23 protein-coding genes are annotated in these 23,050 nt (G+C 70.6%); 10 read left to right on the top strand and 13 right to left on the bottom strand.

The features are described from left to right. Nucleotide 1: 1 nt before the first annotated feature. A complete protein-coding gene (gene fabG / locus QQM67_RS08325) occupies nucleotides 2-721 on the bottom strand; it encodes a 3-oxoacyl-[acyl-carrier-protein] reductase (protein ID WP_314172949.1) in 720 nt (239 codons plus the stop codon). A 363-nt stretch (nucleotides 722-1,084) separates the two neighbouring features. Between fabG and tyrS the strand changes: the two genes are divergently transcribed. The 3 genes from tyrS (at nucleotide 1,085) to QQM67_RS08310 (ending at nucleotide 3,729) form a co-directional block, all read left to right on the top strand. Further along, complete coding sequence (gene tyrS, locus QQM67_RS08320) at nucleotides 1,085-2,500, top strand: tyrosine--tRNA ligase (RefSeq protein WP_314172948.1); 1,416 nt, start codon at nucleotides 1,085-1,087, stop codon at nucleotides 2,498-2,500. 320 nt (nucleotides 2,501-2,820) lie between these two features. Further along, nucleotides 2,821-3,177 carry a DUF3099 domain-containing protein gene (locus QQM67_RS08315; RefSeq protein ID WP_314172947.1) on the top strand — a complete coding sequence of 119 codons (357 nt, stop codon included), beginning with the start codon at nucleotides 2,821-2,823 and terminating at the stop codon, nucleotides 3,175-3,177. Nucleotides 3,178-3,372: 195 nt separating this feature from the next. Then, nucleotides 3,373-3,729, top strand: a complete 357-nt coding sequence (locus QQM67_RS08310) for a hypothetical protein (protein WP_314172946.1) — start codon at nucleotides 3,373-3,375, stop codon at nucleotides 3,727-3,729. On the opposite strand, the gene moaA is transcribed toward QQM67_RS08310, so the two are convergent. The 3 genes from moaA to QQM67_RS08295 all read right to left on the bottom strand — a co-directional run bounded on the left by moaA (nucleotide 3,712) and on the right by QQM67_RS08295 (nucleotide 6,798). Then, nucleotides 3,712-4,701, bottom strand: coding sequence for a GTP 3',8-cyclase MoaA (gene moaA, locus QQM67_RS08305; RefSeq protein ID WP_314172945.1), 990 nt, complete (start codon nucleotides 4,699-4,701; stop codon nucleotides 3,712-3,714). The genes QQM67_RS08310 and moaA overlap by 18 nt on opposite strands. Nucleotides 4,702-4,804: 103 nt before the next feature. Next, nucleotides 4,805-6,454, bottom strand: a complete 1,650-nt coding sequence (locus tag QQM67_RS08300) for a solute symporter family protein (protein ID WP_314172944.1) — start codon at nucleotides 6,452-6,454, stop codon at nucleotides 4,805-4,807. Beyond that, nucleotides 6,451-6,798 (bottom strand): DUF485 domain-containing protein, encoded by a 348-nt coding sequence (locus tag QQM67_RS08295; RefSeq protein WP_314172943.1) that lies wholly within the window; start codon nucleotides 6,796-6,798, stop codon nucleotides 6,451-6,453. The genes QQM67_RS08300 and QQM67_RS08295 overlap by 4 nt, the downstream gene beginning before the upstream one ends. Before the next feature lie 241 nt (nucleotides 6,799-7,039). Between QQM67_RS08295 and QQM67_RS08290 the strand changes: the two genes are divergently transcribed. Further along, nucleotides 7,040-8,578 carry a S8 family peptidase gene (locus QQM67_RS08290; protein WP_314172942.1) on the top strand — a complete coding sequence of 513 codons (1,539 nt, stop codon included), beginning with the start codon at nucleotides 7,040-7,042 and terminating at the stop codon, nucleotides 8,576-8,578. A 163-nt stretch (nucleotides 8,579-8,741) separates the two neighbouring features. Here QQM67_RS08290 and QQM67_RS08285 read toward each other — a convergent pair whose 3' ends face one another. Next, entirely contained in the window at nucleotides 8,742-9,677 is a 936-nt protein-coding gene (locus QQM67_RS08285; protein WP_314172941.1) for a sterol desaturase family protein, read from the bottom strand. Nucleotides 9,678-10,031: 354 nt separating this feature from the next. On the opposite strand from QQM67_RS08285, the gene QQM67_RS08280 reads away from it, so the two are divergent. From QQM67_RS08280 to QQM67_RS08270, 3 genes are read left to right on the top strand one after another with little or no spacing between them, the layout of a single operon-like run. Next, on the top strand, nucleotides 10,032-11,159 hold the full coding sequence (locus QQM67_RS08280; RefSeq protein ID WP_314172940.1) for an exonuclease domain-containing protein: 1,128 nt from the start codon (nucleotides 10,032-10,034) through the stop codon (nucleotides 11,157-11,159). Between the two features lie 25 nt (nucleotides 11,160-11,184). Further along, nucleotides 11,185-12,126, top strand: a complete 942-nt coding sequence (locus tag QQM67_RS08275) for an SURF1 family cytochrome oxidase biogenesis protein (protein ID WP_314172939.1) — start codon at nucleotides 11,185-11,187, stop codon at nucleotides 12,124-12,126. A 44-nt stretch (nucleotides 12,127-12,170) separates the two neighbouring features. Next, complete coding sequence (locus QQM67_RS08270) at nucleotides 12,171-12,932, top strand: SDR family oxidoreductase (RefSeq protein ID WP_314172938.1); 762 nt, start codon at nucleotides 12,171-12,173, stop codon at nucleotides 12,930-12,932. A 79-nt stretch (nucleotides 12,933-13,011) separates the two neighbouring features. Here the strand turns inward: QQM67_RS08270 and amaP are convergent, their stop codons facing one another. Genes amaP through QQM67_RS08245 form a run of 5 tightly spaced genes read right to left on the bottom strand, consistent with a single transcriptional unit; the run spans nucleotide 13,012 to nucleotide 15,462 of the window. Beyond that, the gene (gene amaP / locus QQM67_RS08265; protein WP_314172937.1) at nucleotides 13,012-13,617 is read right to left on the bottom strand and encodes an alkaline shock response membrane anchor protein AmaP; all 606 of its coding nucleotides are present in this window, start codon (nucleotides 13,615-13,617) and stop codon (nucleotides 13,012-13,014) included. Between the two features lie 5 nt (nucleotides 13,618-13,622). After that, complete coding sequence (locus QQM67_RS08260) at nucleotides 13,623-14,300, bottom strand: DUF6286 domain-containing protein (protein WP_399065748.1); 678 nt, start codon at nucleotides 14,298-14,300, stop codon at nucleotides 13,623-13,625. Then, nucleotides 14,297-14,698 (bottom strand): Asp23/Gls24 family envelope stress response protein, encoded by a 402-nt coding sequence (locus QQM67_RS08255; RefSeq protein ID WP_314172936.1) that lies wholly within the window; start codon nucleotides 14,696-14,698, stop codon nucleotides 14,297-14,299. The genes QQM67_RS08260 and QQM67_RS08255 overlap by 4 nt, the downstream gene beginning before the upstream one ends. A gap of 13 nt (nucleotides 14,699-14,711) precedes the next feature. After that, nucleotides 14,712-14,900, bottom strand: coding sequence for a hypothetical protein (locus tag QQM67_RS08250; protein ID WP_314172935.1), 189 nt, complete (start codon nucleotides 14,898-14,900; stop codon nucleotides 14,712-14,714). 58 nt (nucleotides 14,901-14,958) lie between these two features. After that, entirely contained in the window at nucleotides 14,959-15,462 is a 504-nt protein-coding gene (locus QQM67_RS08245; protein WP_314172934.1) for an Asp23/Gls24 family envelope stress response protein, read from the bottom strand. A 214-nt stretch (nucleotides 15,463-15,676) separates the two neighbouring features. Here QQM67_RS08245 and QQM67_RS08240 point away from each other — a divergent pair, with 214 nt between their 5' ends. Beyond that, entirely contained in the window at nucleotides 15,677-16,555 is an 879-nt protein-coding gene (locus QQM67_RS08240; RefSeq protein ID WP_314172933.1) for a hypothetical protein, read from the top strand. Nucleotides 16,556-16,649: 94 nt separating this feature from the next. On the opposite strand, the gene QQM67_RS08235 is transcribed toward QQM67_RS08240, so the two are convergent. From QQM67_RS08235 to QQM67_RS08225, 3 genes are all read right to left on the bottom strand, one after another. After that, entirely contained in the window at nucleotides 16,650-17,429 is a 780-nt protein-coding gene (locus tag QQM67_RS08235) for an enoyl-CoA hydratase/isomerase family protein (protein ID WP_314173042.1), read from the bottom strand. 74 nt (nucleotides 17,430-17,503) lie between these two features. Further along, the gene (locus QQM67_RS08230) at nucleotides 17,504-17,725 is read right to left on the bottom strand and encodes a helix-turn-helix domain-containing protein (RefSeq protein WP_028435537.1); all 222 of its coding nucleotides are present in this window, start codon (nucleotides 17,723-17,725) and stop codon (nucleotides 17,504-17,506) included. 355 nt (nucleotides 17,726-18,080) lie between these two features. Beyond that, the gene (locus QQM67_RS08225) at nucleotides 18,081-19,679 is read right to left on the bottom strand and encodes an ABC-F family ATP-binding cassette domain-containing protein (RefSeq protein ID WP_314172932.1); all 1,599 of its coding nucleotides are present in this window, start codon (nucleotides 19,677-19,679) and stop codon (nucleotides 18,081-18,083) included. A gap of 267 nt (nucleotides 19,680-19,946) precedes the next feature. Between QQM67_RS08225 and QQM67_RS08220 the strand changes: the two genes are divergently transcribed. Next, nucleotides 19,947-20,357 carry a VOC family protein gene (locus QQM67_RS08220; protein WP_314172931.1) on the top strand — a complete coding sequence of 137 codons (411 nt, stop codon included), beginning with the start codon at nucleotides 19,947-19,949 and terminating at the stop codon, nucleotides 20,355-20,357. A 195-nt stretch (nucleotides 20,358-20,552) separates the two neighbouring features. Beyond that, entirely contained in the window at nucleotides 20,553-22,985 is a 2,433-nt protein-coding gene (locus QQM67_RS08215; RefSeq protein WP_314172930.1) for an excinuclease ABC subunit UvrA, read from the top strand. Nucleotides 22,986-23,050: the final 65 nt, after the last annotated feature.

Genomic DNA, 23,050 nt, shown 5'->3' with positions numbered 1-23,050 from the left:
CTCAGTGCCCCATGCCCAATCCGCCGTCGACGGGAACGACGGCTCCGGTGATGTACGCGGCCTCGTCGGAGGCGAGGAAGCGGACGGAGGCGGCGACCTCCTCCGGCTGGGCGTAGCGGCCCAGCGGCACCTGCCCGACGATGTTCGCGCGCTGCTCGTCGCTGAGCGCCTTCGTCATGTCGGTGTCGACGAAACCCGGCGCGATCACGTTGCAGGTGATGTTACGTGAGCCCAGCTCACGGGCGAGCGACCGGGCGAACCCGACCAGACCGGCCTTGGAGGCGGCGTAGTTGGCCTGCCCGGCGGAGCCCAGCAGCCCGACCACGGAGGAGATCAGCACGATGCGGCCGCGGCGGGCGCGCAGCATCCGCTTGGCGGCGCGCTTGACCACCCGGAAGGTGCCCGTGAGGTTGGTGTCCAGCACCGCGGCGAAGTCCTCCTCGGACATCCGCAGCAGCAACTGGTCCCGGGTCACACCGGCGTTGGCGACGAGCACCTCGACCGGGCCCTGCTTCTCCTCGATCTCCTTGTAGGCCCTCTCCACCTGTTCGGGATCGGTGATGTCGCACCTGACCGCGAGGCAGCCGAGATCCGTGAGCTCCTTGGGAGGCTCGCCCGTACGGTAGGTGACGGCGACGTCGTCCCCCGCGTCGGCGAAGGCGCGCGCGATGGCGAGGCCGATGCCGCGGTTGCCTCCCGTGACGAGTACCGAGCGGCTCAAGGTGGGACCACCCTTTCTGCGATTTCTGCCGTTTCTGCGGTCTGGACGATCTGCGCGCCGTCTGCGCGCCGAACTCCGCGCTGCCGCGTGCGTGACGAGGAGCGGCCGGTGTCCTTCACTCTGAAAGCTATACGCGCGCGGCCGGATTCAGGGAATCGGGCAGTGACAGGGGGGAGAACGGCCTCCTGTGGGGTCCCCACAGAACGGCCGCGGACTTCCCCCGCACAAGCCGCCCGCGAGCGTCAACGCCGTGATCCACCGGCCGGACCGCCGCGGTGGGAGCGGACGGCGGCGGCGGGTGACCGGCCCGGCGCGAATAGACTCTGCGGCGAACCCGATCCGCTTCTATCCCCAGGACAGAACGTGACACGCCTCGGCGACTCCGTACAGCGCGCCAGCCTCCTGCTGGCCCAGGACCTCTCCTCAGACGCCACCGTCGAGCAGCTGCTCGACGAGACGGGGTCGCGGCGCTATCTCGATCTGAGCGATCTCCCGGCGAAGGAGCAGGCCGCGCTGATCGGTGCGCGCGCGGTGGAGGTGCTGCCGTCGGTGGAGAAGCTCGCCGAGGCGATCGAGGCGAAGCAGGCGCAGGGCAAGGGCCTGCACGTGAAGCTCGGCATCGACCCGACCGCCGCCGACGTACATCTCGGCCACGCCGTGCAGATGATCGTCCTCAGCCGCTTTCAGCGGATGGGCCACGATGTCACGCTGATCATCGGGGACTTCACGGCGAAGATCGGCGACCCGTCGGGGCGTACGGCCGAGCGGCCCGCGCTGACCGACGAGGACATCGCGAAGAACCTCTCGGGCTACCAGGAGCAGGTCAGGCCGTTCTTCGACTTCGAGAACGTCAGCTTCCGGCACAACAGCGACTGGCTCGGCGAGATCGGCTTCGCGCAGCTGATCACGCTGCTCGCGCAGGTGCCTGCCTCAGCGCTGCTCCAGCGTGAGGACTTCCGCAACCGGCTCGCGCAGGGCTCCGGCCTGACGATGTCCGAGCTGATCTACCCCGTGGCGATGGCGCTCGACTCCGTCGAGCTGGACTGCGACATCGAACTCGGCGGCGTGGACCAGCTGTTGAACATGCAGATGGGCCGGCGGCTGATGGAACTGCACGCGCAGCGGCCGCAGATGATCGCCGCCATGCCGCTGATCGAGGGCACGGACGGCTCGGGCGCGAAGATGTCCAAGTCCAAGGACAACTACATCGGCCTGACCGCGGAACCGGACGATGTGTACGGCAAGATCATGTCGATTCCCGACCGGCTCATGGTGCCGTACCTGCGTGCCTGGACGGAGTGGACGGACGCGGAGATCGACCAGGCCGTCGCCCGCATCGAGGCCGGCACCCTGCACCCGATGGATCTGAAGAAGGTGCTGGCGGGCGAGGTGGTCCTGGCACTGCACGGCGCGGAGGCGGCCAAGGCCGCACGGGCGCACTTCACCGCGCAGTTCTCGAAGAAGTCCTTCGCCGACGTGGAGACGCTGCCGCATGTGGACGCCGGCGAGCACGGCGGCGAGGGCATCGCGGCGATCCTCACGCGAGTGCTGGAGTTCACCCCGAGCGCCTCGGCCGCGCGGCGCATCGCCAAGCAGAACGGGCTGCGGCTCGTCGTCGAGGCGGAGGCGGGCGGCGACCAGCACGCCATCGTGCTGGCGGAGGCGGACGCTCTGCGCCCGCTCGCCGAGGTGGTGCCGGAGAAGCTCGCCGAGGCCGGCGTGAGCGGGACGGTGTATCTCAAGGCGGGCCGGCGGATCGCCCAGATCGAGGGCCTGTAGGGCCGGCTCCGGCAGGGCGGCGGGGTCATACGCGCCCGCGTGGGCCTCTCCCCCCGGCTTCTCCTCCGTCCCGCGGGTGCGTCTCCGCGCACGCGGACCCGCACCGCCCGACCCGGGCCGCACTCGCGCGCCCGCCGGCTTGGCGCCGTGCGGGCTACGACGCATTGCGGAGTAACCCGTACGGGCCGTGCCGCAGACCGCCCGGTCCGCCCGTGCGGGCCGCCCGGTCTCGAACCCGTTCGAGTCCGGGCGTACGGTGAGAGGGGCCCGCAGCCCTGGCGGCAGGCCAGGCGACCGGGCCCGGTGAGGTGGTGAGAGTGATGCGGAAGCAGCGTGGAACCGAGGTCTTCCAGATCACCGGGGCCCGTCAGTCACTGGCCGACGACGTACGAGGCAGGCAGCGGCGCTATGTGATCTCGATGCTGGTCCGCACGGTCTCGGTCCTGCTGACCGTCATCCTGTGGAACGTGGAGCGGCCGTTGGCCGTTGTGACTCTTGTGGTGGGCGCGCTGCTTCCGTACGTCGCGGTCGTCGTCGCCAACGCGGGCCGGGAGAACCCCACTTCGATGCCGTCGGCCTTCGTGCCGACGCACACGCGGCCCGCGCTCACCGCGTCCGAGGCCGTACCGGAAGCGCGCACGGAGACGGGCGACGGGCCTTCCGGCGAACGCAGTTGAGCGCACTCCCCACGGGCCCCCGGCGTAAAACCTCAAGAAAAGCTCAGATCAATCATGTTGTTCCGCTGCACCTCGCAGGGGTCCCCATGCCATACTTCATAGGCGCTCCGCATCCCCCGTCGGAGCGAAGACCGACGCCGGGCGGCTCCCCCCGTGGCTGCCCGGCGTCGCTTGTCTTCAGGGCCCGGGTGTTGGATGGGGGCTGTGTTCTCTTCGTCTTCTCCGTCCTCACCGTTTCAGCCGCCGGGGTCCTCGGGCGCCGGCGAAGGCCCCGAGAGCCCGATCTGCTCCGCCAAGGGCTGCCGCGCTCCCGCCGTGTGGGTGCTGGCCTGGAACAACCCCAAGCTGCACACTCCTGAGCGCCGCAAGACCTGGCTGGCGTGCGACGAGCACCGCGAGCACCTCTCGTCCTTCCTGGGCATGCGCGGCTTCCTCAAGGACGTCGTACGCCTCGACGAGTGGGAGGAAAGCGGCGGGAAGGGAAGCCGCGGGGACGAAGGCGGCGCGGACGAAGGCGGCGGGAGGCCCGGGGCCTCAGCCGCCGATGGCTGACATCGGACGGTCGGGCTGTACGAAGGACGGGTCGTCGATGCCGGCGCCCGCCTTCTTGCCCCACATCGCCAACCGCCAGCGCGAGGCGATCTCCTGATCCCCCGCGCCCGAGCGCAGCGCCCCGCGCAGATCCGACTCCTCGGTGGCGAACAGGCAGGTGCGCACCTGGCCGTCGGCCGTCAGGCGCGTACGGTCGCAGGCCCGGCAGAACGGCCGGGTGACGGAGGCGATGACGCCCACGCGGTGCGGACCGCCGTCGACGATCCAGCGCTCGGCCGGGGCCGAGCCGCGCTCGTCCTCGCCCTCGGGGGTGAGGGTGAAGCGGGTGCCGAGCGACTCCAGGATGTCCCCGGCGGTGATCATGCCGTCGCGCTGCCAGCCGTGCTGGGCGTCGAGGGGCATCTGCTCGATGAAGCGCAGTTCGTAGCCCTGCTCGATGGCCCAGGCCAGCAGCGCGGGTGCCTCGCCGTCGTTGAGCCCCGGCATGAGCACGGAGTTGACCTTCACCGGGGTGAGGCCGGCCTCGTGTGCGGCCGCGAGACCTCGCAGCACGTCGGCGTGGCGCTTGCGGCGGGTCATCCTCTGGAAGACGTCCGGATCGAGGGTGTCCAGCGAGACGTTCACCCGGTCCAGCCCGGCGTCGCGCAACGCAACAGCCGTGCGCTCCAAGCCGATTCCGTTCGTCGTCAGGGAGAGCTTCGGGCGCCGCGGCAGGCCGGCGCAGCGCTCTACGATGCCGATGAGGCCCGGCCGCAGGAGCGGTTCGCCTCCGGTGAACCGCACCTCCTCGACGCCGAGTTCGCCGACGGCGATGCCGACCAGACGGACGATCTCGTCGTCAGTGAGCAACTCGGGCTTGGCCAGCCACTGGAGGCCTTCCTCCGGCATGCAGTACGTGCAGCGCAGATTGCACCGGTCGGTCAGCGAAACGCGCAAGTCGGTGGCGACCCGGCCGTAAGTGTCGAGCAGCATTCCTGGCGGCCCTCCCACGATTGTGCCGATGCTTCGCAGCGTACGGGACGCCACCGACATTCAACAGATCGTTGAATGCGGTGGCGTCCCGTCGGCGTGGAGCTCAGAGGGCTCCGTGGCCCGTCAGCGAACGCACCTCCAACTCCGCGTGCTTCTTGACCGCCTCGTCCTCCTTGGAGAGGACGGAGCCGAGCCAGCCCAGCAGGAAGCCCAGCGGGATCGAGATCAACCCCGGGTTGGACAGCGGGAAGTAGGCGAAGTCGGCGTCGGGGAACATCGAGGTCGGCAAGCTGGTGACCACGGGCGAGAAGAACACCAGCACCACCGACGAGATGAGTCCGCCGTAGATCGACCACAGCGCGCCCTGGGTGGTGAACCGCTTCCAGAAGAGGCTGTAGAGGATCGTCGGCAGGTTCGCCGACGCCGCCACCGCGAAGGCGAGAGCGACGAGCCCCGCCACGTTCAGGCCGCCGGCGAAGATGCCGAGGCCGATCGCGACGGCACCGATGATCACCGAGGAGATCCGGGCCGCGCTGACCTCCTCCTTCTCAGTCGCCTTGCCCTTCCGGATCACGTTCGCGTACAAGTCGTGCGCGAACGACGACGACGAGGCGAGCGTGAGTCCCGCGACCACCGCCAGGATCGTCGCGAAGGCGACGGCCGAGATCATCGCGAGCAGGACCGCACCTCCGGTCGAGTCCGCGCCGCCGCCGATCTCCTGGGCGAGCAGGGGCGCCGCGGTGTTGCCCGCCGGGTCCGAGCCGGTGATCGTCTTCTGGGAGAGCAGCGCCGCCGCACCGAAGCCCAGCGCGATGGTCATCAGGTAGAAGACGCCGATGATCCCGATCGCCCAGTTCACCGACTTACGGGCGGCCTGGGCCGTCGGGACGGTGTAGAAGCGGATCAGGATGTGCGGCAGCCCGGCGGTGCCCAGTACGAGCGCGAGCCCGAGGGAGATGAAGTCGATCTTCGAGGTGGTGGTCAGCCCGTACTTGAGCCCGGGCTCCAGGAAGGCCGCCCCCTTGCCGCTGTTCTCAGCCGCGGCACCGAGCAGGCTGGAGAGGTTGTAGTTGAACTTGTGGAACACCAGCACGGTGACGATGAGTGTGCCGCCGATGAGCAGGACGGCCTTGATCATCTGCACCCAGGTGGTGCCCTTCATGCCGCCGATCGTCACGTACAGCACCATGACGACGCCGACCAGCACCACGATCAGATTCTTCCCCGCGTCGCCGGTGATGCCCAGCAGCAGCGCGACGAGCGCTCCCGCGCCGACCATCTGCGCGAGCAGGTAGAAGATCGAGACGATGATCGTGGAGACGCCCGCCGCCGTACGGACGGGACGCTGCCGCATCCGGAACGCGAGGACGTCGCCCATCGTGTAGCGGCCCGAGTTGCGCAGCGGCTCGGCGACGAGCACGAGGGCCACCAGCCACGCCACCAGGAAGCCGATGGAGTAGAGGAAGCCGTCGTATCCGGACAGCGAGATCGCACCGGCGATGCCGAGGAACGAGGCGGCCGACATGTAGTCGCCGGAGATCGCCAGACCGTTCTGGAAACCGCTGAACTCGCGGCCCCCGGCGTAGAAGTCCGTGGCGTCCTTGGTCTTGCGACCGGCCCACACCGTGATGCCCAGGGTGAACAGGACAAAGACGGTGAAGAGAGTGACGATCAGAGTGCGGTGCTGGCTTGCGCCCTCGGCCGCGAGCTGCACGTGCCCCGGAGCGGAGGCCAGCGAGTGCGTGAGGCTCATGCTTCACCGTCCAGACGGTTCTTGATGGCCTCGCCCTTCGGGTCGAGATTGGCCGAGGCGTGACGGGAGTACCACCAGGCGATGAGGAAGGTGGTCAGGAACTGGGCGAGGCCCAGGACGAAGGCGACGTTGATGTTGCCGACGACCTTGGTCGCCATGAACCCGCCGGCGTAGTTCGACAGCAGCACGTACAGCAGGTACCAGGCGATGAAGCCCAGGGTGAGGGGAAAGGCGAATGACCGGAAAGCGCTGCGCAGCTCTCCGAACTCCGCGCTCTGCTGCACCTGCGTGTAGTCCGTGCCGTCTGGTGGCGCGGACCTCTCGTTCTCTGGTGCTGAGTCCACGGGAACTCCAGTCGATGTGAGTATTCAGTGAGGAAAAGAGCAGGTCGGGGTGTAGATGCCAGCAGTGCAGTGCGCCGAATCGTAGATCTTCACAAGGGAGCAGCAACAGGGGGAGGTCTTTGAATCACGGAAGAGTTATCGAAGACAAACCCGGGCCATCTTCGGGATTCCGTTGCTGAGCAGCATCGATCGACGCTAAGTTCCCATCTCTGTGGTCAACTTCGGACAACATGGAGATCCCATGGATTCTCAGCCTTCCAGGCGGTGGCGAAGACTCGCGATGCCGCTGGGACTGGTACTGACTGCGTCGCTCGGACTTGCGGGAGCGGCCGTCGCCAGCGGACAGGACGCGCCGGCGAACTCGAAGAAGGACGGCGAGCTGTTGAGCTACGTCGTCAACACCGAGCCGGACGCCGGCACGGTCAAGCGCGTGAAGAAGGAGATAGCGAAGGCGGACGGCAAGGTCGTCACCGCGTACGAGCAGATAGGCGTCATCGTCGCGCACTCCTCGAAGGCGAAGTTCGGCGAGAAGATGCGGTCGGTGAAGGGCGTGGAGTCGGCAGGCGCGACCCGCACCGCTCCGCTGGAGGCCGCCGCCACCACAGATGTGGGGAAGCCGAAGTACCTGGACGTGCCCAAGTCGGCGACGGGGCCTGAGGCCAAGGCCCGCGCCAAGGCGGAGGGCGAGGAGCCGCTTGAGTCCTTGCAGTGGGACAAGCGGACCATCAGGGCCGACGAGGCCAGCAAGATCGACCAGGGCAGCAAGGACGTCACCGTCGGCGTGATCGACACCGGTGTCGACGACACGCACCCCGACCTCAAGGCCAACTTCTCGGCGGAGCAGTCCGCGAGCTGCGTGGGCGGCAAGGCCGACACGACCGCGGGCGCATGGCGTCCGTTCGACCCGGCCGAGGACTACCACGGCACGCACGTGGCGGGCATCATCGCCGCTCCGCGCAACGGAGTCGGCGTCGCGGGCGCCGCGCCGGGCGTGAAGGTCGCCTCCCTGAAGGTCTCCGAGCCGAAGACCTCGCTCTTCTTCAGCGAGGCAGTGGTCTGCGCGTTCGTCTTCGCGGCCGACCACGGCATCCAGGTCACCAACAACAGCTATTACACGGATCCTTGGCTCTACAACTGCTCCGACGACCCGGATCAGAAGGCCATCGCCGACGCCGTGAACAGGGCTGTGAAGTACGCGACCGGAAAGGGCGTCACGAGCGTCTCGTCCGCGGGCAACTCCTCGCACGACCTTGCCGCCAGCGAGATCAAGGACGACACGAGTCCCGACGACAGCAAGCCCGTCGAGCGCACCATCGACCCGGCGGAGTGCCCGGACATCCCGAGCATGCTGCCCGGGGTGACGTCGGTCTCCTCCACCGGCGCCGAGGACGGGAAGTCGTACTTCTCCAACTACGGCCTCGACCAGATCGATCTCGCCGCGCCGGGCGGCGACCGCCGCTACCAGACTCCTGAGGAGCCGGCCAAGGACGGCGGCGTGCTCTCGACGATGCCCGACGGCGACTACGCCTATCTGCAGGGCACTTCGATGGCAGGACCGCAGGTGGCCGGAGTCGCGGCGCTCATCAAGGGCAAGCACCCCGACGCCACCCCGAAGGAGATCGCCTGGCGGCTGAAGGCACAGGCCAGGAGCGTTGCCTGCCCCGACAAGTACGACCCCGACGGCAAGGGCACGTACGAGGCCAAGTGCACCGGCCTCAAGGGCAACAACAGCTTCTACGGCCACGGGATCGTCGACGCCCTCGCGGCCGTCACGAAGTGAGAACGCTGAAGTGAGATCACCTGAGGCAGGGTGAACCGCGGCGCCCGCGCCGCCACTTGACCTTCCCGGTCAGGAGGTGGCGCGCGGCACCGGCGCATCCGCCGGTGAGGGGCCGGGCCGCTCGTGCGGCCCGGCCTCTCATGCCTCTTACGTGCAGTGCCTCTTACGTGCCGGCGGTGCTTCCGGCGGCGGCCGCGGCCCCGTCCGTGTCCGCTCCGTCGTCCGTACGCGGCTTCGCACCGTTCGTACGCTGTGCCGCCGACGCCTCGGCCGGTGCCCAGCCCGGACCGCGGAAGACCCTTCCGGCACGCTCGTTCCAGCTGCGGGCAGAGCGCAGATCGCGCCCGATGGCGGCGTACTCGTGGGTGGCCACACGCAGCGGGTTGTACGTCGAGATGTTCTTGGTGAGCCCGAAGACACAGGGCTCGGTCTCGGGCGTGAAGGAACCGAAGAGCCGGTCCCAGACGATCAGGATTCCGCCGAAGTTCCGGTCCAGATAGCCGCCTTGGGAGGCGTGGTGGACCCGGTGGTGCGAGGGCGTGTTGAAGACGAACTCGACCGGACGCGGGAGCTTGCCGATGCGCTCCGTGTGGATCCAGAACTGGTAGACGAGGTTCGCCGAGGAGCAGAACGCCAGCGCGGCCGGATGCACGCCGAGCGCGATCATCGGCACGTAGAACGGCCAGACGGTCCACGTGGTCCAGGGCTGGCGCAGCGCGGTGCTGAGGTTGAACTTCCGGCTGGAGTGGTGCACCACGTGGCAGGCCCACAGGATGCGGATGACGTGGTGACCGCGGTGCGACCAGTAGTAGAAGAAGTCCTGCGCGAGCAGCATCAGCGGGAGCGTCCACCACTCCACCGGCACGCGCAGCGGCGTCAGTTCGTAGACGCCCGCGTAGATCGCCACGATCGGGATCTTCCACAGGGCGTCGAACACGAGGCTGCCGAGCCCCATTCCGATGCTCGTGGCGGCGTCCTTGGCCTCGTATCCGGCGGCGTCCTCGTCCGGATGGAGGCGATAACTCACGATTTCGACCACCGTGAGCAGAATGAAGGCGGGTATCGACCAGAGAACGACGTCGGGCAACTGAGACGGCATGTCAGCAAGGTAAGCGCGGAGGGCGCACCCCGCTAGGGGTTGTTACCGACAAGTATAAAATGAGTGACCGTCAGCCCGGCCGCCGATGCGCCGCTCCCCCGGTCCCTCCCCCGGGACTTTGACGGGGCCTCGCACCGTGCCGCACACCGGCCGCGACTCGCCCGCGGCGCTCCGCCCGGCTCCCGCTTAGCGCCCTGGCCGGCCCCCTTCCCGGCCTGTCGGAGCGCGTCCGCGAAGGCCCGAACGCCCCCGGTACGCACGGATGTTGACGCACCGTCGGAAACGCCCGATCCGCGGCGGCCTCGCCGCAGGCCCCGCGGGAACTGTCAGTGCCGCCCCGTATTCTCTGTGACCATGCTCGAAGACCAGACGGCATTCCCGGGCGAGCCCGAGGACGGGGCGGCGAGAGCCGGTCGTATCCCCGCTCAGTCACCGGCCGTCGGCTCCGGAGCCGGGCCCGTCTGGCCCGACGGATATCCGCAGGGCTACGCAGTGGTCGACGTCGAGACGACCGGCCTCGACCGCCACGACCGCATCGTCTCCGCCGCGGTCTACCGTCTGGACGCCCGCGGCGAGGTGGAGGACCACTGGTATTCGACCGTCAATCCGCAGCGCGATCCCGGGCCCACCTGGATCCACGGCCTGACCACCGAAGACCTCGCCGACGCACCGCTGTTCACCGAGATCGCCGACGATCTGGCCACGCGTCTCGACGGCCGCGTCCTCGTCGCGCACAACGCGGTCTTCGACTGGTCGATGATCGCCCGGGAGTACGCACGTGCGCGGCGCACGCCGCCGGTCCGGCAGCGGCTGTGCACCATCGCCCTCGCCAAGCAGCTCTCGCTTCCGCTGCCCAACCACAAGCTGGAGTCGCTCGCCGCGCACTACGGCGTCTCGCAGCGGCACGCGCACCATGCCCTCGACGACGCGCGGGTGCTGGCCGAGGCGTTCCGGCCGAGCCTCCATCTCGCCGTGCAGAAGGCGGTGCGGCTGCCGCTGCACGCGTGCAGGCCGCTGTCGGAGTGGCCGGAGGGCCCGGGCGGTGCGAGCGGTTCGGGCGACTCGGGCGACTCGGGCGGCGCCGCCGGTCCGGGCTTCGGCGGCTTCTTCGGCGGCCGCCGAAGCTGGGGCGTGACGGGGGCCCGTCCGTACCGGTACGGCTGGCGCCGCTCGCGGAAGCTGCCCGCGTGCCCGTATCCGAACCCGGGGCGGTACGAGCCGGGCACCCGCCTCGTCCAGGGCATGCGGATCGCCATCTCGGGCGACACCTCGGTCGAGCGGGAGCTGCTGGAGGACCGGGCGACGGAGGCCGGGCTGCACATCTCCTCCCATGTCTCGCGGCTGACCAGCCTGCTGGTCACCAACGACCCGGGGGCCCTCACCTCGAAGGTCGTCAAGGCCGAGGCGTACGGCACGCCCGTGCTGGACGAGGCCGCCTTCCTCCAGCTCCTGCACGACGTGGCCCCAGCACAGGAGCGGTGACCGCCGGGGAGTACCGTCGTCAGACGTGTACCGCTTCCTGTTGTCCAGGCAGTGGGTGATTCTCACCCTCCTCGGCCTCGCCCTCATCCCCGCGATGATCAAGCTGGGCTTCTGGCAGCTGCACAGGCACGAGGCGCGCGTCGCGCACAACGAGCTGATCTCCGCCAGCCTCGCCGCGGAGCCCGTGCCCTTCGACCGGCTCAGCGGCACACGGCACGGTCCCGCGGAGGACGACAGCTTCCGTACGGCCAAGGCCACGGGGCGCTACGACACCCGCCACGAGGTCGTGGTGCGGCAGCGCACGGGCGCGGACGAGAAGTCCATCGGATACTTCGTCGTCACGCCGCTGATCCAGGACGACGGCAAGGCGGTCCTGGTCAATCGCGGCTGGATCGAGGCGGGCGGCGACCTCACTCGCTTCCCTAAGGTGCCCGCGCCGCCGCGCGGCGAAGTCACCGTCACCGGCCGCGTCATGGCGGACGAGACGAGCGAGGCCAGCGGCATCAAGGACAAGCAGGGCCTGCCGCCCCGCCAGGTCATGCTGATCGACAGCCGGCAGCAGGCCGAGGCGCTCGACAGGCCCGTACTGCGCGGATACCTCCAGCTGACGGACACATCGCCTCGACCCGCGAAGGGGCAGCCGCAGCGCATCCCGGAGCCGGACCACAGCAGCATCGGCCCGCACATGGCGTACGCGGTGCAGTGGTGGCTCTTCGCCGCGGCGGTCCCGGTCGGCTGGGTGGTCCTGGTGCGCCGCGAGCGCCGGGACCGTCTCGCGGAGCAGGCGGAGCGCGCGACGAGCACCAGCGACGCGGACCCGGCGGCCTCCGCCTCCGACGGCTCTCCCGACGCCTCCCGCGACGCCGCCGGTTCACGCGCTTCCGGCGAGGACGGCGGCGAGCCGGAGACCGCCTCCTCCCCGGCGGGCCCCGCCGCGGTCCCGTCCCCCGCGGAACGGCCCGACTGACCCTGCGTGCGCATGCCCACGGGCCGTGGCGCACACTGTGAGCCATGGATCTCGGGCTGAAGGACCGCGTTTACGTCATCACCGGCGCCACCCGCGGACTCGGGTTCGCGACGGCTGAAGCACTCGTCGCCGACGGAGCCAAGGTGGTCGTCTCAGGCCGCACCGACGAGGCCGCCACCGAGGCCGCCGCACAGCTCGGCGCCGGATCGGCGGTGGGCATAGGAGCCGACAACGCCTCCCCGGACACCGCCGAGCGCCTCTTCGAGACGGCCAGGAGCAGCTTCGGGCGCCTCGACGGCGTGCTGATCAGCGTCGGCGGACCGCCCGCGGGGGTGCCGGCCGACTCGCTCACCGACGAGCAGTGGCAGTCCGCCTTCGAGACGGTCTTCCTCGGCGCGGTGCGGCTGGCCCGCGCGGCCGCGGGCGAGCTCGGCGAGGGAGGCGTCATCGCCTTCGTACTCTCCGGCTCGGTGCACGAGCCGATCCCGGGGCTCACTCTCTCCAACGGGCTGCGCCCGGGCCTCGCCGGCTTCGCCAAGACCCTCGCCAACGAGGCGGGGCCGCTGGGCATCCGCGTGCTGGGGCTGCTGCCGGGCCGCATCGCCACGGAGCGGCTGCGGTACCTCGACTCGCTCTCCGGGGACGGCGACGCCGCGCGCGAGCGCAACGAGGGCACGATTCCGCTGCGCCGCTACGGGACGCCGGAGGAGTTCGGACGTACGGCGGCCTTCCTGCTGTCACCGGCGGCGTCGTATCTCTCGGGCATCATGCTGCCCGTCGACGGCGGTGCGCGGCGCGGCTTCTGACGCTCGCGGCTCTCGCGCGTCGCAGTTCGGGCCCGGTCCACGCTCGCTGAAGCGGCCCCCGGCAGCAGCCGGCGGGCCGTCAGACCACGCGCTCCGGGCGGTGCTTGACGGTCCGCAACCGGACCTCGGCCGGCAGACCGTCCAGCGACGCCGACGTCCGCGCGTGTTCGAGCGCCTCGCCGGTGACGCGGCCCAGCACGGGCCCCGGCTCGGCGTGTGCCGAGAGCAGCAGCTCCACCGAGGCGCGCGGTGTGGTGCGCCGGCCGGTCAGCCGAACCGCCGCCTTGTCGACGCCGGGGAGGGACGCGGCCTCCGCCTCCAGTACGTTCGACAGCGCCCGGCCGCGCAGCAACGCGCCCTCGCCGTCGCCGCTTTCGACCAGGACCTCGCCGAGCCTGCGCCTGCGCAGCTGCGCCAGCAGCCACGACAGCAGCAGGATCACGGCCAGGCCGAGGCCGCCGAGCACGGCGGGCCACCACCAGCTCTCCGAGCGCCATCGCGTGCGGTCGGCGTCCGACAGCAGCACGTCGTCCGGCCTCGCCCAGGGCCAGCCGGAAGGCAGGTCGAAGTTCCAGTGCCGCGGCAGGTCGAACCCGCCGACCAGCGCCGCGAGTCCGGTGGCGAGGAGCAGCACTCCCGCCACCGCCAGCAGGACGCGGTTGACGCTCCGCAGGGCTCCGTCCATTCCGCTCACCGCTTCTTCGGACGCTGTACGTGTACGGTCAGCCCCGGCCGGCGCGCCAGGCCGAGCTGCCGGATGCCGTCCCCGAGCGCGGAGTCGAGATCACCCCGTACCTCGTGGAGATCCCTGAAGTGCGCCTGCGCACGCGCCCGGACCTTGCGCCGCCCCACGGCGACGCGCACCGACTGCACGCCGGCCACCCGCATCGCGCGGTCGCGCAGCACCAGCGCCGCCGCCGAGCGCTCCAACCCGGCACGCACACCGGCGACTTCGCGGCGCATGGGCAGCAGTCCGCGGCGGCCGGGCGTGACGGCGAGGGTGATCAGCCATACACCGAGCAACGTGACGACGCAGGCGGCCGCGAGGACCTTGGGGTCGTCCACGGGTGTGGCCGCCAGCTCGTCGGCGAGGGTGTGGCGCCAGGCCATCGCGGTGCTGCCGGCCCGTACGGCCGCCAGGTCGTACAGCAGCAGCCCGGCGGCGGCGAGCACCAGCAGCGACACGATGCCGGCGGGCAGCCGCCGGACCGACCAGAACCGCCCCGTCCTGCCTGCGTGTTCGGGCTCGCTGCCGGGTTCGTAGCCGGCGGCGGACGTGGACTGCTCCAGGTCTCCCCCGCCCGAGCCCGTGCCCGCCTGTGGCTCCTTCTCCAGCGTCGCCGACCGCTGGGTGCGCTCGTGGCTCACCGGACCCTCCCGGACCTCTCGCCGTCCAGCTGCTCGGAGTGCAGACGTTCCACGCCCACGGCCACGTCCGGCACGTCCATGCCGACCAATTCCTTTACCCGCGAAACGACTTGTCGACGCACCGCAGCACACTGCGCGCCGATGTCGGAAGGGTAGCCCAGCTCCACGAGTACGCGGACCCGGGCGGTCCGTTCCCGTACCCGGGCCGAGGCGCGGGGCCAGTGACGGGGCCCGGGCGGCACCTTGCGGGCGGCGGGGGCGGAGCGCAGGGCCTCCCGTGCGGCCTGCACCGCGACCTTGGCCACGACCCTCTCGACGACGGTGGTCGCGCCCCGTTCGGCTCCCTCCGTCCCCTCCGTGCCCGTCTCTTCCCTGTCCGTCTCCTCCGTGCTGGTCACCGTCCCGGGCCCGTCACCTGCGGCGGCTCTCGCCACGGATGCGGAAGAAGTCCTCCGCTCTCAGGTCACCGTCGAGGAAGCGGCCCACGACGAAGCCGAAACCGCCCAGCGCCGCCACGAGCAGGAAGGCACCGAACCCACCGAAGAATCCGGCGAAGCCCAGCGCCATCCCTGCGATCAAGCCGATCACGGCCATGCTCATCGTGCGCCCCTTCGCTCAGTACTCATGTGTGCCCCGGCGCCGGGCGTCCGCCGTGCTGCTACTGCAGCCTCGTACGGCCGCCCGGCTCCTCTCCTTCTTCGTCCTGTTCGTCGGGCAACTTGACGTCGCTGACGGCGATGTTGACCTCGACGACCTCCAGGCCCGCCATCCGCTCGACGGCCGAGATGACGTTCTCCCGTACGGAGCGCGCGAGGTCGGCGATCGCGACCCCGTACTCGACCACGATCTCCAGGTCGAGCGCCGTCTGGACGTCGCCGACCTCCGCGCTCACACCACGCGCGGCCGACCTGCTGCCGCCCGGTACGCGGTCGCGCATCGCGCCGAACGTACGGGCCATGCCGCTGCCCAGGGCATGGACACCGGGCACGTCGCGCGCGGCGAGACCCGCGATCTTCTCGACGACCCCGTCGGAGATGCTGGTGCGCCCGCGGGTGGCCGCCTCCACCTTGGGGCGGCGGGTCTCCCCCGCTCCGTCGCGCGAGGCGGTGCGCGAACCCTGTCCCGGGGAATCGAACCGGTTGCCGGTCTTGGTGTCGGCCATGGCCTTCACCCCTTTCCGAGAGGGAGCGGTCCGGATTCACCGCTCTTGTGCCACATTAGGCGTGCTCGGACCTGTTCGCCTTGTACGTACGCACTTGGCCTGATGCGCGTGGGCATCCTCCCGGCGTTCCGGTCTTCCGGCCTCCGTGTGCGGGAAGCTGATGCCCTTCCAGTGGTCACACAGCGGATTCGTAATGGAACGGAGCGCGGTTCGCATGGATGCCGAAGGGCTGTCACGGGCGGTGCGGCGGCAGCTCGGCCTCGGCCGGCTGCTGCCACTCGGGGACGCGGCCGACGGAGCGTGGCTGGCGGAGAGCGCCGCGGCGGAGGCACTGTACGGGGCCGTATCGCGGGATCTGCCGGACGTACGGATGGGCGGCCTGCGGCTCTGCCTGGCGGATCCGGACACGGCCGCGCCCCCAGCCGTCCCGCCGCCTCCGTCTGCGCTGCCGCCGGGCCCACTGCACATCGACGCGGAGTTCGCGACGGCGCCCCACGCTCCGCTGACGACGACCGCGGAGCTGGTGCGCGCGGTTCTGCTGACGGCCGCCGACCGGGCGCTGGGGCTGCGCGTCGCCACGGTCGATCTGCGGATCACGGACCTGCTGGAGAGCGGGGACGGGCACGACGGCCACGGCTCCTTCGACGGGCCCGGGGAGGACACTGCTCCGGCGGCCGGCGCCGGGGCGCCCGGGGCAGCCGGGACGGAACCGGGCGTGCGGGGGCTGCGCCGTACCGGTGACGGCCGACGTCCGCCCGCTCCGGCGGACGAGCCGCGCGGCGCGGCCACCGCACAGGCCGTGATCTCCGTGCCGGGCGTGACGCGCCTCGCCCCGGCGCTGGGTTCGGGGCTCGGCGGTCTGCCGGCCGAGGCGGTCACCGTCACCGACACCGCGGACGCGGACGGCCGGGGCGCCGGAAGGCATCTGCGGATTCAGCTCGCGGTCGCCGAGGGCTCGCGGGTCCTGGACGTGGCGCGGGCGGTGCGGCACGCGGCGGAGAAGGCCGCCGCGTGGGACGCGGAGGAGCCGACCGCTCCGGTGACCGTGGCGGTGCTGGTCAGCGCGATCGACCCGGCGCCCCGGAACGGGTGAGCCGCGCGCTCCGGGCCCCGCCCCGGGCTCCACTCCGGGGACCGGGCTCGGGCCCGGAGCCGGCCGCCCCGGGCCTGAGCTCACCTGCCGAGACTCACTCGCCGAGACCCGCCAGGTCGCGGAGCCGCCGCGTCTGCGCCGCGCGCTCGGCGGCGCGCTGCTCGTCGTACGTACGCCCCGCGGCGCCTTGCAGCAGCGCCTTGGTCTCGATGACGGCGTCGCGCGGAGCCTCCAGCAGGGCGGCCGCGAGGTCGGCCACTGCGCCGTCGAGCTCCTGCGCGGGGACGACGAGATTGGCCAGCCCCGTACGCTCCGCCTCGGCCGCGTGCACGAAGCGGCCCGTCGCGCAGATCTCCAGCGCACGGGCGTATCCGATGAGCGCCACCAGGGGATGCGTGCCCGTCAGGTCGGGAACGAGACCGAGGCTCGTCTCCTTCATGGCGAACTGCACATCGTCGGCGCACACGCGCACGTCCGCCGCGAGCGCCAACTGGAAGCCCGCGCCGATGGCATGGCCCTGCACGGCGGCGATGGTGACCAGATCCGGCCGGCGCCACCAGCTGAAGGCCTCCTGGAAGGTGGCGATGGTCTCGTCGACCTTCTCGTCGGGGGCCTGGGCGAGATCGACGAACGACAGCTCGCCCTCGATCCCCTCAGGGGTGAACGCCTGCCTGTCCAGGCCGGCGGAGAAGGACGCGCCTTCCGCGCGCAGCACCACGACCCGGACGTCACCGGGAACGGTGCGTCCGGCCTCGCTCAACGCCCGCCACAGGGCGGGCGACTGGACATTGCGCTTGGCCGGGTTGGAGAGCGTGACCGTAGCCACGGCGCCGTCCACGGCGAGACGCACGCCGTCCTTGTCCAGCAGGGTCATCGACATCCTCCGGTGGTTACTCAGCGGTCAAGTAACCGAAGAGTAACCACCGTGAGGGATGCCTGGAAGTCCTGTCAGGCCGAGGCGGACTTCTTGCCTCGTGTCGCGCCGCCGCGACCCCTCAGGGCCACACCGGACTCGCTGAGCATCCGGTGCACGAAACCGTAGGAACGGCCCGTCTCTTCGGCCAGCGCCCGGATGCTCGCACCGCCGTCGTACTTCTTCTTGAGGTCTGCCGCGAGCTTTTCGCGCGCGGTGCCGGTCACCCGGCTGCCCTTCTTCAGAGTCTCGGCCACCCGTGCCTCCTCATGGGAAGTGCGCTTTGTGACTCTCATGATCACCCCTCCCCCTGCTTCTGGCCACCCATTCGGCAAGGTCCGTGGAAGTGCCGTGACCGGCGGACTACGGCCCGTTTCCAGCGGAGCGACACATTCCGGTGGCTGGATCTGTCCGGTCCGCGAGCGGCCTCCCGTGAACCGCCTGGTCAGCGCGGGAGATCTTCGTCACGCGACCGATCCGGGAGGACTGCCACAGGCGGCGTGAGCCCGGCGGACGGCCACGCCGGGATACGAGCCGCACTCACTCATATGAAGGATCAAGCGTCGGCCGAATGATCCAGCGGAGATTGATCAAGGAGAAGGACAGGCCCGGTCAGGCCAGCGCCACGAGGTCCGCGTACTCGTCGTTCCACAGGTCCTCGACGCCGTCCGGGAGCATGATGATGCGCTCGGGCTCCAGCGCCTCGACCGCGCCCTCGTCGTGGGTGACCAGGACGACAGCGCCCGTGAAGGTGTGCAGGGCGCCGAGGATCTCCTCGCGGCTGGCCGGGTCGAGGTTGTTGGTCGGCTCGTCCAGGAGCAGCACGTTGGCCGACGAGACGACGAGCGTCGCCAGCGCGAGACGCGTCTTCTCGCCGCCGGAGAGGACGGCGGCGGGCTTGTCGACGTCGTCCCCGGAGAAGAGGAACGAGCCCAGCGTCTTGCGGATGTCGACGAGGTCCATGTCGGGTGCGGCCGAGCGCATGTTCTCCAGCACCGTGCGGGCCGGGTCGAGGGTCTCGTGCTCCTGGGCGTAGTAGCCCAGCTTGAGACCGTGCCCCGGCACGACCTTTCCGGTGTCGGGGTCCTCGACGCGGGCGAGCAGCCGCAGCAGCGTGGTCTTCCCCGCGCCGTTCAGACCCAGGATGACGACGCGCGAGCCCTTGTCGATCGCGAGGTCGACGCCGGTGAAGATCTCCAGGGAGCCGTAGGACTTGGAGAGGTCCTCGGCCATCAGGGGCGTCCTGCCGCAGGGCGCCGGGTCGGGGAAGCGCAGCTTGGCGACCTTGTCGGACCGGCGCTCCTCCTCCAGCCCCGACAGCAGCTTCTCCGCGCGGCGGGCCATGTTCTTCGCGGCGACGGCCTTCGTGGCCTTGGCGCGCATCTTGTCCGCCTGCGAGTTGAGCGCGGCCGCCTTCTTCTCGGCGTTGGCGCGCTCGCGCTTGCGGCGCTTCTCGTCGTCCTCGCGCTGGATCACGTACTGCTTCCAGCTCATGTTGTAGATGTCGATCGCCGCGCGGTTGGCGTCGAGGCAGAAGACCTTGTTGACGACGGTCTCGATCAGCGCGAGGTCGTGGGAGATCACGACGAGCCCGCCGCGGTAGGTCTTGAGGAAGTCCCGCAGCCAGACGACGGAGTCGGCGTCGAGGTGGTTGGTGGGCTCGTCCAGCAGAAGGGTGTCGGCGTCCGAGAAGAGGATGCGCGCGAGCTCCACGCGACGGCGCTGACCGCCGGAGAGGGTGTGCAGGGGCTGGCCCATCACACGGTCGGGCAGGCCGAGGCTCGCGGCGATGGTGGCGGCCTCCGCCTCCGCGGCGTAACCGCCCTTGGTGAGGAACTCGGTCTCCAGGCGCTCGTACTTCTTCAACGCACGCTCGCGGGTGGCCCCTTGGCCGTGTGAGATGCGTTCCTCGTTCTCGCGCATCCGGCGCATCACGACATCGAGGCCGCGGGCGGAGAGGATGCGGTCGCGGGCGACGACGTCGAGGTCGCCCGTGCGCGGGTCCTGCGGGAGGTAGCCGACCTCGCCGCCGCGGCTGACGGTGCCCGCCGCCGGGACGGCCTCGCCGGCGAGGCACTTGGTGAGCGTCGTCTTGCCGGCGCCGTTGCGGCCGACCAGGCCGATGCGGTCGCCCTTGGCGATGCGGAACGTGGCGGACTCGATCAGGATGCGGGCGCCGGCGCGCAGCTCGAGGCCGGTGGCGGTGATCACGGACTACTCCAGGCAGGGTGAGGTCGTACGTACGGATGGGGACTGGCGCGTACGTACGGCGCTAGTGCATGAGGTGAGTAGCCATGCGGCCAGTCTAGCGGCGCACCGCAACTGCTTTCTCCGGAGCCGTTGTCGGGGCATCGGTGCCCCGGTGCCGGGCAGCGGGAGGAGCAGTCGCGGGGCGTCCGTCCCCCGTCCGAGCCGGGGGACAAAACCGGTCAGGAATCAAGAAGCGCGGGTCACGGAGCCGCGGCTAGCGTGACGGCCATGGACATCACCATTCACGCGAGCTTCCTCCCGCACGACGACCCGGACGCGTCTGTGGCCTTCTACCGCGACACCCTCGGCTTCGAGGTCCGCATGGACGTCGGATACGACGGGATGCGCTGGATCACGGTCGGCCCCGCCGAGCAGCCCGGCACGTCGATCGTCCTGTATCCGCCGTCCGCCTCCCCCGGCATCACCGACGACGAGCGCCGTACCATCGCGGAGATGATGGCGAAGGGCAGCTACGGCATGATCGTCCTGGCCACCCACGACCTCGACGCCACCTTCGAGCGGGTGCAGTCCCGCGACGCCGAGGTCGTGCAGGAGCCGACGGAGCAGCCGTACGGGGTCCGCGACTGCGCCTTCCGCGATCCCGCGGGCAACATGGTCCGCGTCCAGGAAGTGCGCTGAGCCGACCCGTGGTCGTTGCCGCGACATGGGCGCAGACTGCGTGACAGGGCCCGCGCGCGACGCAGCAGCAGACGCACCGCTCGACGCCGGTCAGGGCGACCAGCGGATCGGGCCGGACGGACAGAGCGACGGCGGCTGAGCCAGGCGAGGCCGACGGAGACCGCGAAGGCGGCTTCGCCCGAGATATGGAGAACGATGAACATGGCCACGAGGACGGACACGCGACCGTCCACGCCGCACGTCGCCGACAGCCACGAGCTGATCCGCGTGCACGGCGCACGCGAGAACAACCTCAAGGACGTCAGCGTCGAGATACCCAAGCGCCGGCTGACGGTCTTCACCGGCGTCTCCGGCTCGGGCAAGAGCTCGCTGGTGTTCAGCACCATCGCCGCCGAGTCGCAGCGGATGATCAACGAGACCTACAGCGCCTTCGTGCAGGGCTTCATGCCGACGCTGGCGCGTCCCGAGGTCGACGTGCTCGAAGGGCTGACGACGGCGATCATCGTCGACCAGCAGCGCATGGGCGCCGACCCCCGCTCGACGGTCGGCACCGCCACCGACGCCAACGCGATGCTGCGCATCCTCTTCAGCCGGCTCGGGCAGCCGCACATCGGCTCGCCCCAGGCGTTCTCGTTCAACGTCGCGTCGGTCCGGGCGAGCGGTGCGATCACGGTCGAGCGCGGCACCGCCAAGACGGAGAGGGTGACCTTCACCCGCACCGGCGGCATGTGCACGCGGTGCGAGGGCCGGGGCACTGTCTCCGACATCGACCTCGCCCAGCTCTACGACGACTCCAAGTCGCTCGCCGAGGGCGCGTTCACCATCCCCGGCTGGAAGTCGGACAGCTTCTGGACGGTGCGGGTCTACGCCGAGTCGGGCCTCCTCGACCCGGACAAGCCGATCCGCGAGTTCACCGAGCAGGAGATGCGGGACTTCCTCTACCGGGAGCCGACCAAGGTGAAGGTCGAGGGCGTCAACCTCACGTACGAGGGGCTGATCCCGAAGATCCAGAAGTCGTTCCTGTCCAAGGACAAGGAGGCGATGCAGCCGCACATCCGGGCGTTCGTGGAGCGCGCGGTCACCTTCACCGACTGCCCCGAGTGCGGCGGCACGCGGCTCAGCGAGGCCGCCCGGTCCTCCAAGATCGAGGGCATCAGCATCGCCGACGCCTGCGCGATGCAGATCAGCGACCTGGCCGGCTGGGTCCGCGGCCTCGACGATTCCCCGGGCTCTCCGAGCAGCGGATACGCCATGGTGGCGCCGCTTCTCGCGAAGCTGCGGCACACGCTCGACTCGTTCGTCGAGATCGGGCTCGGCTACCTCTCGCTCGACCGGCCGTCGGGCACGCTGTCGGGCGGCGAGGCTCAGCGCACGAAGATGATCGGCCACCTCGGCTCCTCGCTCACCGACGTCACGTACGTCTTCGACGAGCCCACCACGGGCCTGCACCCCCATGACATCCAGCGCATGAACGACCTGCTGCTGCGGCTGCGCGACAAGGGCAACACGGTGCTCGTCGTGGAGCACGAGCCGGAGACGATCGCGATCGCCGACCACGTCGTCGACCTCGGACCCGGCGCCGGTACGGCGGGCGGCACCGTCTGCTTCGAGGGCACCGTCGAGGGGCTGCGCGGCAGCGGCACCGTCACCGGGCGGCACTTCGACGACCGGGCCGGGCTCAAGGAGACGGTGCGCAAGCCGGCCGGCGCGCTGGAGATCCGCGGAGCGACGGCGCACAACCTGCGCAACGTCGACGTGGACATCCCGCTCGGGGTGCTCACCGTCGTCACCGGTGTCGCGGGCTCCGGCAAGAGCTCGCTCGTGCACGGGTCGCTGGGCCGCGCGCCGGACGCCGCCGGGGAGGGCGTGGTGTCGATCGACCAGAGCGCGATCCGCGGCTCGCGGCGGAGCAACCCCGCGACGTACACCGGGCTGCTCGACCCGATCCGCAAGGCGTTCGCGAAGGCCAACGGCGTGAAGCCGGCCCTGTTCAGCGCCAACTCCGAGGGCGCCTGCCCCGGTTGCAAGGGCGCCGGCGTCGTCTACACCGACCTGGCGATGATGGCCGGCGTCGCCACCACGTGCGAGGAGTGCGAGGGGAAGCGCTTCGAGGCGTCGGTGCTCGACCACCACCTCGGCGGACGCGACATCAGCGAGGTGCTCGCGATGTCGGTGAGCGAGGCCGAGGAGTTCTTCGGCGACGGCGAGGCGCGGACTCCGGCCGCGCACCGGGTCCTCCGCCGCCTCGCCGACGTCGGGCTCGGCTACCTCCGCCTCGGCCAGCCGCTCACCACGCTGTCGGGCGGCGAGCGGCAGCGGCTCAAGCTGGCCACGCACATGGGCGAGAAGGGCGGCGTCTACATCCTCGACGAGCCGACCACCGGCCTCCACCTCGCCGACGTCGAGCAACTGCTCGGTCTGCTCGACCGGCTCGTCGACTCCGGCAAGTCCGTCGTCGTCATCGAGCACCACCAGGCGGTCATGGCGCACGCCGACTGGATCGTCGACCTCGGCCCCGGCGCCGGTCACGACGGCGGCCGGGTGGTCTTCGAGGGCACGCCCGCCGATCTCGTCGCAGCCCGCTCCACCCTCACCGGCGAGCACCTCGCCTCCTACGTCGGCACATGACCGAGGCTCTGACGGATCCGCCGGCGGACGCTCTCACGGGCGATCCCGGGACGGGCACGCGATCG

Source organism: Streptomyces winkii (assembly GCF_032248595.1).
In the GTDB taxonomy this organism is placed as follows: Bacteria; Actinomycetota; Actinomycetes; order Streptomycetales; family Streptomycetaceae; genus Streptomyces; species Streptomyces winkii.
Note: the sequence above shows the minus strand (reverse complement) of the source record. Positions and strands in the feature narration are given on the sequence as shown.